Genomic DNA, 14,654 nt, shown 5'->3' with positions numbered 1-14,654 from the left:
ATACCGATGAACAGACTTCTTCTGCTTCTGATCATCTGCCTGTGCCCCGGGCTGGCGATGGCACAAGGATGCGACGTCAAAACCCGATCCCAAAGCCCTTCCGTTCCCGCGATCGAAACACACAGCTGCTATGAGTACGAAGGGATGCCCGTGGACTCTATTGATTGGTCCTGCAGCAATGAGAGCAAGGAAATGCTGACCAGCACCAAGAAAAAAGTCTCACAGTGTGCCGATCGTTATCAGGCCACCTGCCTGGGCACTTTGACTCCAGAGGCGCTAGCCAACCCTCAATCCATCAGCAAAGACAAGAACAGCAAACCGCTGAACATTCCTGACAATGCCCAGGTCATCACGTATTACTACAGCGTCGAGAACCTGCCGCAAGCCAGGATCGATTGCGAAACCGGTGGTGGGAAATGGAAGCAGAAGTAGCTGCTTTTTGAACTGAAGGTACTCAGGGTCGATACAAGCGAGATAGCGAGCATCGCAGCTGAAATTCTTGTGACGGGTATCAACGATAGCGCCTGTCAAAAATTGAGAGGCAGAAACGACAAAGGCCTGCATGAGAAACCTCATGCAGGCCTTTGATAAATATGGTGCGAAGCCGGGGTCGAACATACTACATTGCTCCAACCATTTTTGACCACAGTACCTGTACTTAAATGCCGTTTCCCATTTCTTAAAATCGGTGCTTAGGCCAGCCCATCCTACGGGCATATTAACTCATTGATTCCAGATTTTTGGATGATAAAGTTAGCACCATCTTCAACATCAATCGATTGCGCGCCAAACATCATGTCCGGGCCTGTTAACGAATAGTAGCCCGCGTATTCATCTTGGTTATTATTGGCCACTGCGCCTCGAATATGCATTATTAGCTTTTTCTTTAAATCGACTATCTCTTGCAAATTACCGCTAATGGAGCCATCAATGAATTTGTTTATTTCGATGCTGCATCTACTTATAGCCTTCCCCACCAAAAATGAATTTGCTCCAAAATCAATCGTCCAGCCGTGGTGGCTTCTATAAATCCGATCAGAATGTTTTGGGGCTCTAACAGGTGAGCCAGATGAGTGAGTATGCCACCAAGCCGTTCGACGAATGAACTCTTCTGCTAATTCACGTGGCACATCCTCCGTTCGCACTAGCCAAGGTCTTGTCGAACGCACATGCCCTACAATCGCTAAATTTTTTTTTGCTAGATTGGTTCTTAAAGCTATGAGCTCCTCAAGTATTCTCTCATCTATTTCAGCTGTAAGGAATAATGACTCACAACTTGAGCACGCTCTTGCGCGACGGAACCAAGATATATCTCTATGATCTGTCTTGTACCATCGTTGAGCTTTAGGCTTTCCAGCTTTTGTTGGAGATAAGGCACGGCAAATGGTAAATTTCCTGCAATTAGGGCAATAAACCTTAGTTCCTTTATTTGGCATAACTCTCTCCAAATCGCAGGCTACGTAACTATTTTATTGGTTCCACGCTCCTGCGTGTGAATGCAGTCGTAGACGCTTCGCGTCTGCTCTCGGTTGGACGCAGAACGTCCCACCTAGCTTTCCACGTTAGAGCGTTGAAACCATCGAAAAGCACTAAGCCAGCCCTATAACAAAAACCTAAATCAAGCTTCCAGCCCCATTTCCCGAATATATGGAGATGGAAAGGCAGGCTCCTGAAACATTTGATAATTTACCATCAAAACCACCTGTTTTTTTCCGCGTGTAAATGCCACATAAAAAACGCGACGCTCAGCCTCCAACTGTGCGACTGTATCCGCCAATTTACTTGGCCATATATCTTGATTGCAATCCAGGATAACCACCACATCAAACTCCTTACCCTTTGCACGCAACGCAGTCATCAGATGGAGTTTACGCTTCCGGCCATCAACAACGTCATCCTCATTAGGAGACACGCGGACAAGTGTAGAAATCGCCTTTTCTACATCCTCATAGAAAGAAGTATAGTCATTGCCATAACGCTCCGCATAAGCACTAAGATACAAAAAAGGCGGGTCGGCATAGAAAATATCATCTTGCGACTTCCCATAATCCTTCTGCAATCCATCAAATTGTTCACTGAGAACATGAATTGTCGAAGCCACAGACTCGGCGAGCAGGAAATCATGTATTGCATGGTAAAACTCACCTGTCATCTTTCCGCCTGCATTATCCCCTTTTAGCGAACCCTGATATAAATAAAATACGTTGAGCGCATCCTCTAGGGATCCTGGTCGACTTGATAGAAGATGTCCCTTTATCTTGGCACGGTCCTCCTTCTTCAAGGGATAGCGTTTAACCTTATCGCACAACTTGAGCAAACTCTCGACTGGGTCTGGCCAAAATGGAGCCAGTGCCTTGAATTGAGCCTTCAAAACCAACAGTTGCTTAAGTTCCTCAAAAGCACTGCTTAGCATTACATTCAGGTCTTCTGCAGCAAAAAAAGGTATGTCTGCTCCAGCAAAAACAATCTGATAAGGGATGATCTGGCTTCTCTTTCGACTTATCAGAGCAATATTTCCTATGCTGTCATTCTGGAGGAGGTCCTTGACAAGGGCCAGAACATACTCAACGGATGCCTCGACAGAGCGCACGGGTACCACATCGATATTGGCAACGACCTTCGATGCAGCACGAACGTTTTTATCCACACGACGTTGATTGTGCTTGATAAGCCTTTGCGAATACTCAACTATATTATTCGGACAACGGTAGTTTATCTCAAGAACATGCAGCGCATATTCTTTTCCAACGAACTCGTCTGGGCTCAATATGAAGTCCGGCGAGGCGCCCCGCCACTCATAAATAGCCTGATCGTCATCACCAACTATGCACAGCTCAGACTTATTCAGCTTGGCAATCACACTCAACAAATTCAGATCAAGGGCATTAACATCCTGAAACTCATCAACGACTATATGATGGCAGCGCGCAGCTCCAGTTGTATACTTGCGCTCTTTCAGCGCGCATTCCATCTCCACCAACCCCCAGTACTTCTGATCTTCTAGAGAAATTTTTGCGACTTTATACAGATGTGCAACTGCCTCGCACCAGAACAGCATGAACCGCTCGAAAGTTTGAGAAATTTGCAGACTTTCACTGACCTCGCGCTCAATAATCTCAAGATCCTGCAACCACTCTAAGAATGCCGTTACATGATTATAAAGTCCGGCCTGATCCAACCAACGCACATGTTTCTTGAATGACTTGATATCTGTATGTTTGTCATGGCGGAATCCAAGCCCTTTGAGAAAATCGATCTTGTCCATCAGGCTTTTTGTAGCACGAATTTTAAGCTTGCTGTCTGTCAACACTTCTCGCAACGCCGGGTGCTGTTGCCAGATGGGTTGCAAGTCATTGCTTACCAAAAAAGAGCGATCATTACTGGAAGTCAAGAGCCGTGGGCTATGAATTCTGAGCTTGAGCCGGCGATAGCTCCATGCGTTCAGGGTATTTACTTCAACACACCCATCAAGCTCAGAAAAAGAGGAATCGTTCTTAATACGATCGCACAGTTCGTCACGTGCGACGCGCGTAAATGTAAATATTAAGAAACGTGCCGACTCCCCCCTAGCAGCCGCTCGCCGCGCAGCCACCAAACAGCGCCACAGAATGGAGTATGTTTTCCCGCTTCCTGCCGGCGCCAGCAACCGTACCGCTTTTGCAGGCTCTAAGCAGAATTCGCGCTGAGTCATATCCAGATTGGTTGCTCCGAAAATATTAATATCACTGATCTCAGTCACCGATGCATTCTTCTCGTTGTCAGCCATTTATGCACTCTCCATCAGAGTAATTTGATGCATATGCAAATTTAAAAACTCCAACTTACTTATCCGAGAAAACCTCTAATCTTTTCAAAAGCAAGGTTATTGGAGACAACGAGCCGCCCTCTATCACTGGAGAAATAATTAGTATCATTAGCCCCCCCCTGTTTCTGACAAAGTGTCTGAAATATAGGCCGTCTGTGAAGTTGGAGTTTGATACAACCTGCCGGCTCCTGGCTGGCGGGCTGCGGATAGTCAGGTTCGATGGATTCGAAGTGTTGGACAGTACGGTAAGAGGTTAGTGTTTCGCCGGAAGCGGCCTCGCTTTGTCCGGCGATAAGTTGGTCGTTTCTGTTGCTGTGTTCCCAATCCTGGCGGCTCATAGCAATTTTTTACCTATCCTTGGCGAGCCGTCGTTAGAGGATAGATCCTCATCCCGATATGCGGCGCGCAAGCGTGCGGTAGATCACATTCTGCTGGAGCATAGGTCGGCTTGTGTCTATTGGCCAGTAATCGAGGGTTGGCTTTGCAGGGGTGGAGCGTCGCGGCTAAGGTGCTCCTAGAGCGAGGTAGCCTGGATGACCATTGGCGGAAAATGCTCTGCGGTTTTCCACCCAACACGAACTTGAGAGTCCTATATGAACAATGCTTCTTGTCCACCAACCTCTGCGAGTGGCCGCAATGGGTCCAGGCTGTGTGAAAACGTTCTAGAGCGAGTTTGACACTCGAGAACCGCAACGAAAATCGCATTCCTACGCAAACTTTAGGTCTGGCTGACCAGCCGAACGCTGCCAGATTTTACGTAGCAACGCAGACTTCAAAACGGTGCATGCGTTTTCACACAGCCTGGGTCGGCTCCGGCCTGCAGTGATCGGCTCCCGATAGACGCGTTCCAGAGCAGCCAAGGCCACCTTGGTGATCAGAACAAATGGGCACCTGCTGGGAGTGGGTGCCAGCCACCTTTGCTCAGCCGCTTCTCCACTAGAGCCTTGTACTCCTGCGGCTCAGGCGCTTCCTTGCGCTTATGACGGCCCTGATTGCACCGCTGGCAGGCGGCAGCAATATTGGACTGGGTATCTCTTCCGCCATCCTGCCTGGCGACTAGATGCTCGGCTGTGCACTGGAAGTGCCTAGCCTGCCGAAGGGAAAGGCCATAGAGGCGGGCGAAGGCCTCAGGAGTGTCGCGCCACATCTGGAAGCCGCAGTAATAGCAGCGGCCACCTTGGCGATCGAACGCAGCGTAACGATGTTTGATAACAGATTTATCGGCCATGGCGGCCTCCTGAATGAAAAAGGAAGTCCGCTGCGCCTAAAGGCGAGAAACGGTACCAGTCGAGTCACTCGAACCGGCCCAACATCGCCCCCTTAAGGGAACGACAAGAGCAAATCTATGCCAAAACTAAAGCAGTGATCAAGTAGTCTGGAGGCAACCTGAACTCGTCAAGTATTCCCGGACACCCCATGCAGGCGAAATCATCACCAATCAACAGTGTAAAAGTATAAAGCCCGGTAGTTATCCGGGCTAAACGTCACTCTACCTTCGCGTTAGGCCATCGCGCTCGGGCTTCAACCAAGGCTTCGGCATGAGTCATCGGCTCGCCGATCATTGTGAAGGGGCTGTACCCAGTCACATGCACTATCCAGTGACTGCGGCGGGCTTCACCATCGTTGGCCACAACTTCGACCATCAGCTCCAAACGGTGCAACTTGATATAGCGGCGCTCCTCCTGTGTCAGCCTGCTAGATGGTGAGACGCTTAAGCGGTTGCCCACCACCTGGGCACTGAACCCACGATCATGGAGATAGTCGATAACTCCCATCAGAAGGCCTCCGCGTCGGATTCATCGAAGACTATGTCCGGCGAAGTACTGGTGGTGTCGGGGGATAGTTGCCGACTCGAAGTCCTGCAAGTCCCAATGTCCTGCTCGGGGATATCGTCTGGCAGGACATCAGGACTTGCAGGACATTGCTTCGATAACTTTCTCCCGATGTCCCACTTCACCGTCCCCCCAGACTTACCCAGGGGCTTGCACTCGATGCCTATCTGCCGAAGAGCGGGAGCGGCACGTCGCAGGGCGTCCCCTAGCCCCTTCGCGGAACGCGGCCACGAATCGCAGCCGGTTGGACGGTACTGCTCCAGGATAAGCAGAATCTCTTTTACTGATGCGGTCACTCCTTGCGGGCGCGCCTCGACCAGCTCCACTACGGCGGCAGCTACCGGGCTAGCGTCAATGGTGCGAGCCAGACTTTCCTGCCGACTGGCGTTGAACTCTCGCAGGAAATCCTCGGGCGCATGTCCTGCTGCGGCGGCGACAGCCATACCGAGGCGAGCGAACTCAACCAGCCGCGGACGCTCGGCTTCGTACTCCCGCCAAAAGTCTGTCACTTCCAGCCGTTCGCTGATAACCGGCGTCTCGATAGTGATCGTTCTGTCCACCAGATCTTGCGCCGTGACTGACGCAGATATGCCATTCAGCACGACGGGGCGCTTCACGCTGATAACACTTTCCTCGGCATCCGAGTACAGCTTGCGCTTGGCAAAGCCGCCTCCGGTTGCCAATACACACATGGCATCCTGAGTTGCTGCGGGTAAGTGCGAGATGTTCTCCAGGCTCACTACCGCACACACACGAGCAGAAATGAATGGATCCTCCGCCGACTTCGGTGCGCTGCGTAATCTGCAGGAATTCGGATCAATAAGCTGGCGTAGCGCTGTTTGTGTCGTGCTCTTGGCGCTGCCCTGCTCGCCCAGCAGATCCAGCACTGGATAAGGTGTATCAGGACGCAGGCATTCGATCAGCCACGCCAGGGCCAGCAGACGGGAGCCGCGCGGGATGTTCGCCACATGCCAAAGTTGCTCGATCGATCCACCTGGAACTGGAGCCGGAATCGGCTGCATGGATTCAGGCCGAACAAACATCGCCTCAGGTGACTCGACGATCTCCCACTTACCTGGCCGTATGCGAACCGCTCGGCTACTGCCTGATACAGCCAGGTCGAGAAAATAATCTCCAGCGGCACCAGCAGTGCGCCGGTTTACCTCCTCGCGGTCTCCATGGAATCGACCGAGGCCGGCCAGAGTGCTCAGCGCCTCGCGGACCGATTGTTCTCGGGGCGCTTTTCCGCTGTCGGAATAAAAACCGGCGACCAGTGCATCTCGGAACTGGCGCGTGTCTAGATTACGCACCTCGCCCGTAGCGCGATCCCGGGCGAAGACGTCCTTGTTCTCATCGTGGAACAACTCAAAGCGTTGCTCCACGAACTTGACCAGTAGAGACGCCTGGCTCTGCTTTTCGTCAGCATCATCACCGGGTTCGAAGTGTTCCTCGGCTGGCTGCTGATCGTCTTCGAACTGCTGTTTGCCGGGAGCGTTCACCATTTGCAGCAGTTGCTCGACGGTGCCGCCCGCGTCCAGCCAGTCGGATACGTCGCCCTTCGGCAGCAGCCCTGGAAGGCTCAGTACGCGAACTTCTGCCTCGGCCTGACTCAGTGCCCGACAAACCTTGTCGGCGTGTTGACGTCCCGGCTCGTCGTTATCCGCCAGAATCACTACGTGGCGGCGCGCGAAATGTTTGTTGAGCGCATTAGGCCACTTGCCAGCGCCGCCGGCGTTGCAGGTTGCGACCAACCCCAGTGACTCCAGGCGCAATACGTCCTTCTCGCCCTCCACGACAAACACTGGCGTATCCCACGGCGTGTCCAGCAATTGCGGCAGACGGTAGGGAACCTGACGCACCCCCTTCACTGACCACATCCAGCCGCCTTTTCCGTCCGGGCGGCGCTGGCGAAAGTCCTTTGGTTCGTAGCGGACAACTTGAAACAGATCGTTGCCGTCTTCGTCGGTGTAGTCATAACAAGCCGAGATGCGACGGCTGGCCGGTAGGACATCAGGACTTTCAGGATATGGCGCCGGCTGCTTTTCTTTCCATAGACAGAGCGCTGGCTGACGGATGAGAGCTTTCGGGGGAATTGTTGCTGGCTGCATTTGAAATCTTTGAGATTTACGATCCGGCTCAGCATGGGATTTGGGAAATTCATCCCGACGCATCATCTGGAAGCCGATTTGGCGTTTCTATTCGACGAGTTTCGAATCCTGTCGAAGAATCACTAGCAGTCGCCGAGGATGCTGCCGAGCAAGCAGCCACCTTTGACCCCACAGACCTAGCAGATGCCAGAAAGCGCGTAACCGCGGACATCATCCGTCGCAGAGGGCAACCCGCTTTCCGCAAAGCTCTAATGGACGCCTATGGCGACGCCTGTGCCATTACAGGCTGCAACCCGCCCATAGTGCTCGAGGCCGCGCACATCCACCCCTATAAGGGCGACCACACCAACGTTGTATCCAATGGGCTGCTGTTACGGGCGGACATCCATACCTTGTTCGATCTAAGGCTGATCGCCATCGAATCCGAGACGATGGTCGTACGGGTTTCACCAAAACTGGAAGGTACCGATTACGGAAATTTGGATGGTTCCCTGCTTCGGACAAGATTCTCACCGAGCAAGCCCAGAGGCCTTGGATTTGCACTGGAACCAGTGTGGAAGGTGCGATTGAACGAGGAAGTGTGGCCTGTCCCGGAGCTTGGGGCAGGTATTAAGAGTGCAGATTTTCCAGGCTAAACGAGCCGAAACCGCATCAGATTTGAAGCTGACTGGGCTTCCGGTAAGCACAATTGAGCCGCAGGCATTACGAATTGGATGACTGCATTCAGCCGAGGTTGTGTAAAAACGTTTTTAGAGCAGGTTTGACGATCGGAACCAGAACGAAAATCGCGCTCTTACGCAAATTTCAGGTCTGCTGACTAGCCCCAAGCGCTGGCAGATTTTACGTAGCAACGCAGACTTCCAAACGGGGTCTGCGTTTTTACACCCTCTGGGCCAGTTTCTGCCGCTAGTCACAGGTAGCTATGGGTCGAAAGTAGAAGTTCGTGAACGGCTGCTTCCGGCCGATTCTGTTGAAAAAGTCGGCTTCGTTTTCCACGGCAGAAAAGTACGCGTCTGAGATTGAAATCTGTGTTTTGGGCAGAAGGTTCAGGGCTCGGATTTCACGTAGCAGAGTGCAAAAGAGGTGTTTTCACCCATCAATATTCGAGCGCTTGGCAAACCGACTTTTTCAACAGAATCGACCGGAAGCAGCCTTAGTCGAACGTCCGCTGTTGGGTAAGTTGCCATTCGACTAGCTAATCACAGCCCCCTTCGGACCACTGGCGATCAGGCTGGCACCACAGGTGGTTTTCATACCGTCCAGTGCCACGGGGGTTCCATCGACCGAATAAGTGCTGCTGCCCTCGGCAATGGGGAAAACGCCCTTGCACAGGGGGCAACTGACTTTATGGCCGACACCGGCAATGGGCTTGCCGTTGAGATCGGTTTGGGGAAACGCCTCAAGTACCACTCCACCATGGCTGGTGGAGTCGCCCAGTCGGATGATGTCTTTCATGGTTTGACTACCTTCATCCTGCTTCTGTCATGAATCTACTGCGGAAAATAAATAACCCCTCATTGATCTCACACTTTCATCTGGATATCAGGAGCCAACGTATTTGTAATAAACCGAAAGTTGGCCGTCGCTTTCGGAAACTTCAATATGAAGGATGGCCTCGCCTGGTGCACCATTAGCAAAAAGGACACATTCTAATCCGAGTGCTTTGTCGTTCGTTTCATAGGCATCAATAAAAGGACGTTGCTGCCCGCGCGAATCAAAGGCTGTTTCTTCGGGGGCGATGGACAATTTTGTGCCTTTGTCGAAGTACTCATCGATAGACTCGTAAATCTCATCAGCTACTGCGTTGGATATCCCGAATTCTTGCTGGAGTGCCTGAGAGTCTCGAACATCAATGGCTTCGACTAGCTCTTTGAGCTTGGCATATGCTTGCTGATTTGTGGGCGTGCTCATTTATCGACTCCGTCTTTTGGATGGTGTGGCAGTGCTGGTACCGGCGTTGGCTTCGATTCCCGTGAAATAGCCTCGTGCCTGAAGCGTGGCGCATTTTGCCGCTTTCGGGCTAAGCCCTGCAGCACGTAGGGAGTTGAAGGCTACGACTGTTTCACTACCGAGCAAACCGGCAGTTGATGCCTTATCTTGGGCGCGATTGGCCTTGTAGTGTGGCGTTCCACGAGTGGTCCCATCTGGGTTTCGCCCCTGAAGGCTTATAGCAGGAGCGTCATTGTAGTTATACCCCGATATGCCATTCATTGAAGCGTCTTGATAGATGTGATGCGAGTCTTGAAGCCCACCTATTTTCCGTAGATCGCCGTGGCGACCGGTGACGACACCCTCCGCCTCTAGTACCTTTTTACACTCGCATGGGCATGTCGGACTGAGGCCAAGGCTGTCGACCCATCCCGTCGGGTTAGGTGCATAGGCATATAAGTTCAGCCCCCCTGTATAACCAATCGGATCCTTGCTAATGAAACGGCCAACGCTCGGATCATAGTAACGGTGGCGGTTGTAATGCAGCCCCGTCTCGTGGTCATGATACTGACCCTGGAATCGGATTGGATTCGTCAGCCCTTGCTGCTGCGCCAATGCCGAACGTTGCTCCTGCACTTCACCCCAGGCCTTGTAATGCGCACTCCAGGCGATGTTACCCATCTGATCCGTCAGTTCCTGTGGCGTACCGAGGTGATCGCACTGATACCAGGCCAGTGCGTCAAACGGTTGCGCATTCTGCACATGGCCCCACAGTGGTATAGTCGCCGCTGTAATCGGGCTGGCTCAACAAGTGGATCGGCTTATGCCTAAGGGCCTGGGCCACCGGGATAAAGGTACCGGGCTCAAAGATGTAATGCACGGTGCGACCAGCACCGCCATCGACCTGGGCCGGACTACTTTCCCAGGCCAGGTTGTCGCACGGATGCCATACAGCCCAATGTTTTCGCATACCTTGAATTGATTGCGGAGCGGAAAATCCCGTAACCGGAAAGACAAAATCGGCAGCTGATACCCATCCCAGCGGCGCGCCATTATGCCGATTCTGCATACTATGAACGTTTGATCAGCAAGTATTCGGTCCCTAGCACCATGCTCAAGTGCAGCCCCAAGTGGCCGACAACTGTAGTGGCCACATGTCTTGCCATCCCACCCGTTTAATTGGAGCTTCAATGATGTACAAGAGGGTCACCGGAGTATTTTGTCTGCTCTTGAGCGGCTGTTCGCTTTACCCCCATACCAAGAGTGATTTGCTGAGCACAGGAACCGCGAGCCCGGAATATTGCTTGGCGCAAGACCGTGGACAAGTAGAAGAACGAGTCCAGAATTATCTGAATCATTGCTTTCACGCAAAGAATATCGCCCTGCCGAATGGTGCATATATCGTCGAATCGACTAAATTGGAGCTAAACAAAACGGCAGAAAAAACCGACATGGTTTTGTTCGGACCGACCATTTACGGTGATCAGTACTATCTAAATATTGTCGTCTCCGGAAAAAATCCAGCCTGCAAAACGACAATGACTGCTGTCGCCGCCAATTGGGTTTTCAAACGAAACTTTGAAAAACTGGTTGAAAGTGCCAACGGTGGAGACCCTTGGTGTCCGCTCTGATTCCTGATTTACGCGGCGTGTGCTGGAAGTCGGCCAAGGGTTGAAGTCGAAGCCATGTTTATATCCCGCTTAGCGACGTTGAAAGAGATGTTCACATCGATTTCATGCAGCTTATATTGAAAAATGGGGACAGTTCCTGAGCCCCCCATAAACCTATCCCAAGCCCTGAGCCTGTTGATGCACTTCATCGCGAAGGGCCTGCTCAGCTTCTTCCCAGATTTCCGCGAACTCCAGCCTCAAGCGCGAACTGAAGAAACTGATCGCTTTTTTCGATGACCCGCCAGCGTCACTGGAAACGATCGAGCCGTTGCACGTGCGTCAGTATCTCAGCTGGCGCAAGTCAGCGCCGGGCCGAGCAAATCGAGAAATGGCGCTACTAAGCGCAATTTGGAACTACGCCAAGGACGACGGTTACACGTCTCTGGCCAACCCATGCGCCGGCATCAAGGGCAATAAAGAGACAGGCCGGGACACATACGTCGAGGACGAATTATTCAAGCGTGTTCACGACAAGGCCGATGCCGGCCTGCGTGACGCCATGGACTTGGCCTATTTAACCGGCGAGCGAGTGACTGACACGCGACTTATGGACGAACAGGACGTTAGAGATGGGCAGATTTGGGTACTCCAAGAGAAAACAAAGGCCAAGCGGCGAATTGAGGTGGCAGGCGAGCTAAAGGTTTTGATTGATCGCATCATGTCCCGAAAGTCAGGACATAAGGTCCGCTCGACGCGACTGATCGTGTCTGAGGATGGCACGCCAATGACGGTGGCGATGTTGCGCAGGAGGTTTGATATGACCAGGGAGGCCGCTGGAGTGTCGAAGCCGGAGTTTAAAATGCGCGATTTGCGCGCAAAGACCGGTACGGACAAGGCTGAATCCAGTGGTGACATCATGCAGACCAAGGATCAACTTGGGCATACCACCGTTGTTATGACGGAGCAGTACATACGTAACCGCAAGAGCAAGAGCAAAAGCAAAAGCAAAAGCAAAAGCAAAAGCAAAAGCAAAAAAGTTTCGCCAACCAAGTGAATTGCGGACCATCTCCAAAATAACGGACCAGAAACAAACAAGGGTTTGCATTAGCTTTCGCCCGCAAACCCTTGATTTTAGATGGTGCCGAAGCCGGAATCGAACCTTCTTCTTTGTTGCTGAAAATAAAGGAAATTTTTAAGTTCGAAAATTTCTGTACCTCTATGTGTACCCTCACTGGGCTTCCAATGGTACGACTGGAACGCAGTGGGGCACCGCGTAGACGAAAATATCCCGGGTGTTTTTTTCGTTCCTCGTGGAATTCAGTCAAACTCCATGGAGCAATATTTGGAGCGGGAAGCAAGATTCGCATCTGGCGTCCGACCCATTGAAATATAAGGGGTTTCTTTTATTCCTGAAGCAGGAAGGGACTTGTTTCTGGACTTGTTCGGCGGGCATGTCAATAAAAGGAAGAACGTAATCCCAAGACGTACCGCTCGAAAGAGTTTTTACATAGACTCGGGTCGAAAGCTTCCATCAATCCACGGTCATCTATTTCCGAATCTCAAACAACCGACATCTTCTCGGTAAGGTTTTGCTGCATATAGGCGAGAAAACGTCGCTGAAACAGCATCGTATGTTCGTGCGCCGCATGCTCGGCTTCGTCGGGTTTACGCTCGGCGATGGCATTGACGATTTCATCGTGGTCCCGGCCCAGTCGAGTCGAGGTGCTGGCCGCGCTGATGATGTAGTCAAAGTGCAGATGCAGCAGACGCTGGCCTTCACCCAACAGCTTTTCGTAGTAACTGACGAAGTAGGTGTTTTTCCCCGCTTCGGCGATCGCCATGTGAAAGGCTTTGTTGGTTTCGGACATGGCCTGGAAGTCCCCGGTGCTGACCGCGTCCAGATAGGCAGCATCGGCCGCGCGTATCCGCAGCAGATCGTCATCGGTGCGATGCAACGCCGCCAGCCTCGTGACTGCGCGTTGAATCAGGTCCAGGGCGGAAATGTAGTTGGGGAACTCTTCAATTTCGAAAGGCGTCACCAGCAGCGTGCGGTTCGGCAGAATGGTCACCAGCCCTTCGCTGATCAAACGGGCAAGCGCATCACGCACTGGAGAGCGGGAAAGACCGAATTGGGCAGCCAACGACACCTCGTCAAGCGGGACGCCCGGCTTGAGCTTCAGGGTCAGGATCTGCTTGCGCAATTCTTCGTAGATATAGCGACCGCCATGGCGTTTGGCACCACTGGCCGTTTCAGTCGTTTCTTTGCTCATAGGGTCATTTTCTCAGCAGTGCAGGCCAGTCATCTGACCAGCCTGCAACTTTAACACTTGCCTCGGGATTGTTAGAAACCTTCACCCCAGGTATCACTCAACATGAAGCCTTCGGCCAGCGGATCGTCCGGATCAACGCCGATCTGCTGCAATCCGTAGAGCCAGGCCCGACCCGTGATCCTCGGCAGAACCGCCGGTTTGCCGCCAACTTCCGTCAGCCCCAGCAACTCGACCTGAAACTCACCACCGATGGTGGAACGCGAGGTCAGCGTGTCCCCCACTTCAACCAGGCCTCGTGCGCTCAAGGTCGCCAGATTGGCCGAGCTGCCGGTGCCGCAGGGCGAGCGGTCAACCCGTCCCGGGGGCAGCGTGGTGCAGGTCTGGTAAGTGCGCTCGTCGAGCCGGTTGCGGAACATCACGTAGGCCACTTCATTCAGCTCTTTGAACAGCGGATGACTGACCGTCACGTGTTGATTGATCAAGCCTTTCAGGCGCACACCCTGCGTCGCCAGCTCGCGAGCGTTCTCCGGGGCGATGGTCAAGCCGACTTGATCGACATCCACCAGTGCGTAATACACACCGCCGAATGCGATGTCAGCCTTGATCAAACCGAACTCGGCCGTCTGGATCGGGGCGTCCAGCTGTTCGACAAACGAGGGCACCATGTCCAGCGACACACTCACGCAGCGCCCGTCCGCGCACTGCGCGCGCGCCGTCACTAGCCCCGCCGGCGTGTCCAGCACCACCGTGGTGACCGGCTCTTCCATTGGCAACATGCCGAGTTCCAGCAAGGCCGTCACCACACAGATGCAGTTGCTGCCCGACATGGGGTGAGCCTTGTCCGCCTGCAGCACGATGAAACCGGCCTGGGCCTCGGGCCGGGTCGGTGGCAACAGCAGGTTCACCGACATTTGCAGGCAACCGCGCGGTTCCAGAATCACTAACCGTCGGAGGCTGTCGTCGACGTCGTTGATGTAGTTCATCTTGTCGAGCATGGTCTTGCCGGGGATATCAATGACACCGCCGGTGATGACCTTGCCGATCTCGCCTTCACAATGCACATCGGCCATTTGCAGCGTTCTTTTCCAGCGCATAACGGA

The 14,654-nt window shown here is 52.8% G+C and carries 12 protein-coding genes and 2 pseudogenes; 4 read left to right on the top strand and 10 right to left on the bottom strand.

All coding sequences use genetic code 11. From position 1 onward, the window contains the following. Positions 1-6 precede the first annotated feature (6 nt). Complete coding sequence (locus PMI36_RS03835; RefSeq protein ID WP_008075403.1) at positions 7-432, top strand: hypothetical protein; 426 nt, start codon at positions 7-9, stop codon at positions 430-432. 275 nt (positions 433-707) lie between these two features. Here the strand turns inward: PMI36_RS03835 and PMI36_RS31575 are convergent, their stop codons facing one another. The 5 genes from PMI36_RS31575 to PMI36_RS03855 form a co-directional block, all read right to left on the bottom strand. Then, positions 708-1,436, bottom strand: a complete 729-nt coding sequence (locus PMI36_RS31575; protein ID WP_008075401.1) for a hypothetical protein — start codon at positions 1,434-1,436, stop codon at positions 708-710. Positions 1,437-1,618: 182 nt separating this feature from the next. Next, on the bottom strand, positions 1,619-3,766 hold the full coding sequence (locus PMI36_RS03840) for an ATP-dependent helicase (RefSeq protein ID WP_008075400.1): 2,148 nt from the start codon (positions 3,764-3,766) through the stop codon (positions 1,619-1,621). A gap of 913 nt (positions 3,767-4,679) precedes the next feature. Further along, a complete protein-coding gene (locus PMI36_RS03845) occupies positions 4,680-5,033 on the bottom strand; it encodes an HNH endonuclease (protein ID WP_008075398.1) in 354 nt (117 codons plus the stop codon). A gap of 256 nt (positions 5,034-5,289) precedes the next feature. After that, complete coding sequence (locus PMI36_RS03850) at positions 5,290-5,580, bottom strand: hypothetical protein (RefSeq protein WP_008075396.1); 291 nt, start codon at positions 5,578-5,580, stop codon at positions 5,290-5,292. After that, entirely contained in the window at positions 5,580-7,745 is a 2,166-nt protein-coding gene (locus tag PMI36_RS03855) for a toprim domain-containing protein (RefSeq protein ID WP_008075394.1), read from the bottom strand. Before PMI36_RS03855 ends, PMI36_RS03850 begins: the two co-directional genes overlap by 1 nt. Here PMI36_RS03855 and PMI36_RS31035 point away from each other — a divergent pair. Next, on the top strand, positions 7,733-8,380 hold the full coding sequence (locus tag PMI36_RS31035) for an HNH endonuclease (protein ID WP_238543599.1): 648 nt from the start codon (positions 7,733-7,735) through the stop codon (positions 8,378-8,380). The two genes, PMI36_RS03855 and PMI36_RS31035, sit on opposite strands and share 13 nt — an antisense overlap. 556 nt (positions 8,381-8,936) lie before the next feature. Here PMI36_RS31035 and PMI36_RS03860 read toward each other — a convergent pair. The 3 genes and pseudogenes from PMI36_RS03860 to PMI36_RS32275 form a co-directional block, all read right to left on the bottom strand. Continuing rightward, positions 8,937-9,200: a PAAR domain-containing protein gene (locus PMI36_RS03860; RefSeq protein ID WP_008075392.1), complete on the bottom strand. Its 264-nt coding sequence runs from the start codon at positions 9,198-9,200 to the stop codon at positions 8,937-8,939. An 87-nt stretch (positions 9,201-9,287) separates the two neighbouring features. Then, positions 9,288-9,656 carry a hypothetical protein gene (locus tag PMI36_RS03865; protein WP_008075391.1) on the bottom strand — a complete coding sequence of 123 codons (369 nt, stop codon included), beginning with the start codon at positions 9,654-9,656 and terminating at the stop codon, positions 9,288-9,290. A gap of 423 nt (positions 9,657-10,079) precedes the next feature. After that, a pseudogene (locus PMI36_RS32275) lies at positions 10,080-10,611 on the bottom strand (RHS repeat-associated core domain-containing protein); the annotation flags it as partial. Positions 10,612-10,978: 367 nt separating this feature from the next. Between PMI36_RS32275 and PMI36_RS03870 the strand changes: the two are divergent. Continuing rightward, positions 10,979-11,305, top strand: coding sequence for a hypothetical protein (locus PMI36_RS03870; protein WP_157214982.1), 327 nt, complete (start codon positions 10,979-10,981; stop codon positions 11,303-11,305). A 241-nt stretch (positions 11,306-11,546) separates the two neighbouring features. Further along, positions 11,547-12,338 (top strand): annotated as a pseudogene (locus PMI36_RS0129910) (tyrosine-type recombinase/integrase); the annotation flags it as partial. 505 nt (positions 12,339-12,843) lie between these two features. Here PMI36_RS0129910 and PMI36_RS03875 read toward each other — a convergent pair. Together PMI36_RS03875 and PMI36_RS03880 are read right to left on the bottom strand one after the other, a co-directional pair. Beyond that, positions 12,844-13,554: a GntR family transcriptional regulator gene (locus PMI36_RS03875; protein WP_008075386.1), complete on the bottom strand. Its 711-nt coding sequence runs from the start codon at positions 13,552-13,554 to the stop codon at positions 12,844-12,846. A 71-nt stretch (positions 13,555-13,625) separates the two neighbouring features. Further along, on the bottom strand, positions 13,626-14,648 hold the full coding sequence (locus PMI36_RS03880; RefSeq protein ID WP_008075385.1) for a proline racemase family protein: 1,023 nt from the start codon (positions 14,646-14,648) through the stop codon (positions 13,626-13,628). Positions 14,649-14,654: the final 6 nt, after the last annotated feature.

It is taken from the genome of Pseudomonas sp. GM79 (assembly GCF_000282495.1).
Classification (GTDB): domain Bacteria; phylum Pseudomonadota; class Gammaproteobacteria; order Pseudomonadales; family Pseudomonadaceae; genus Aquipseudomonas.
The sequence above is the reverse complement of the archived record's forward strand: the minus strand, read 5'-3'. Positions and strand labels throughout refer to the sequence as shown.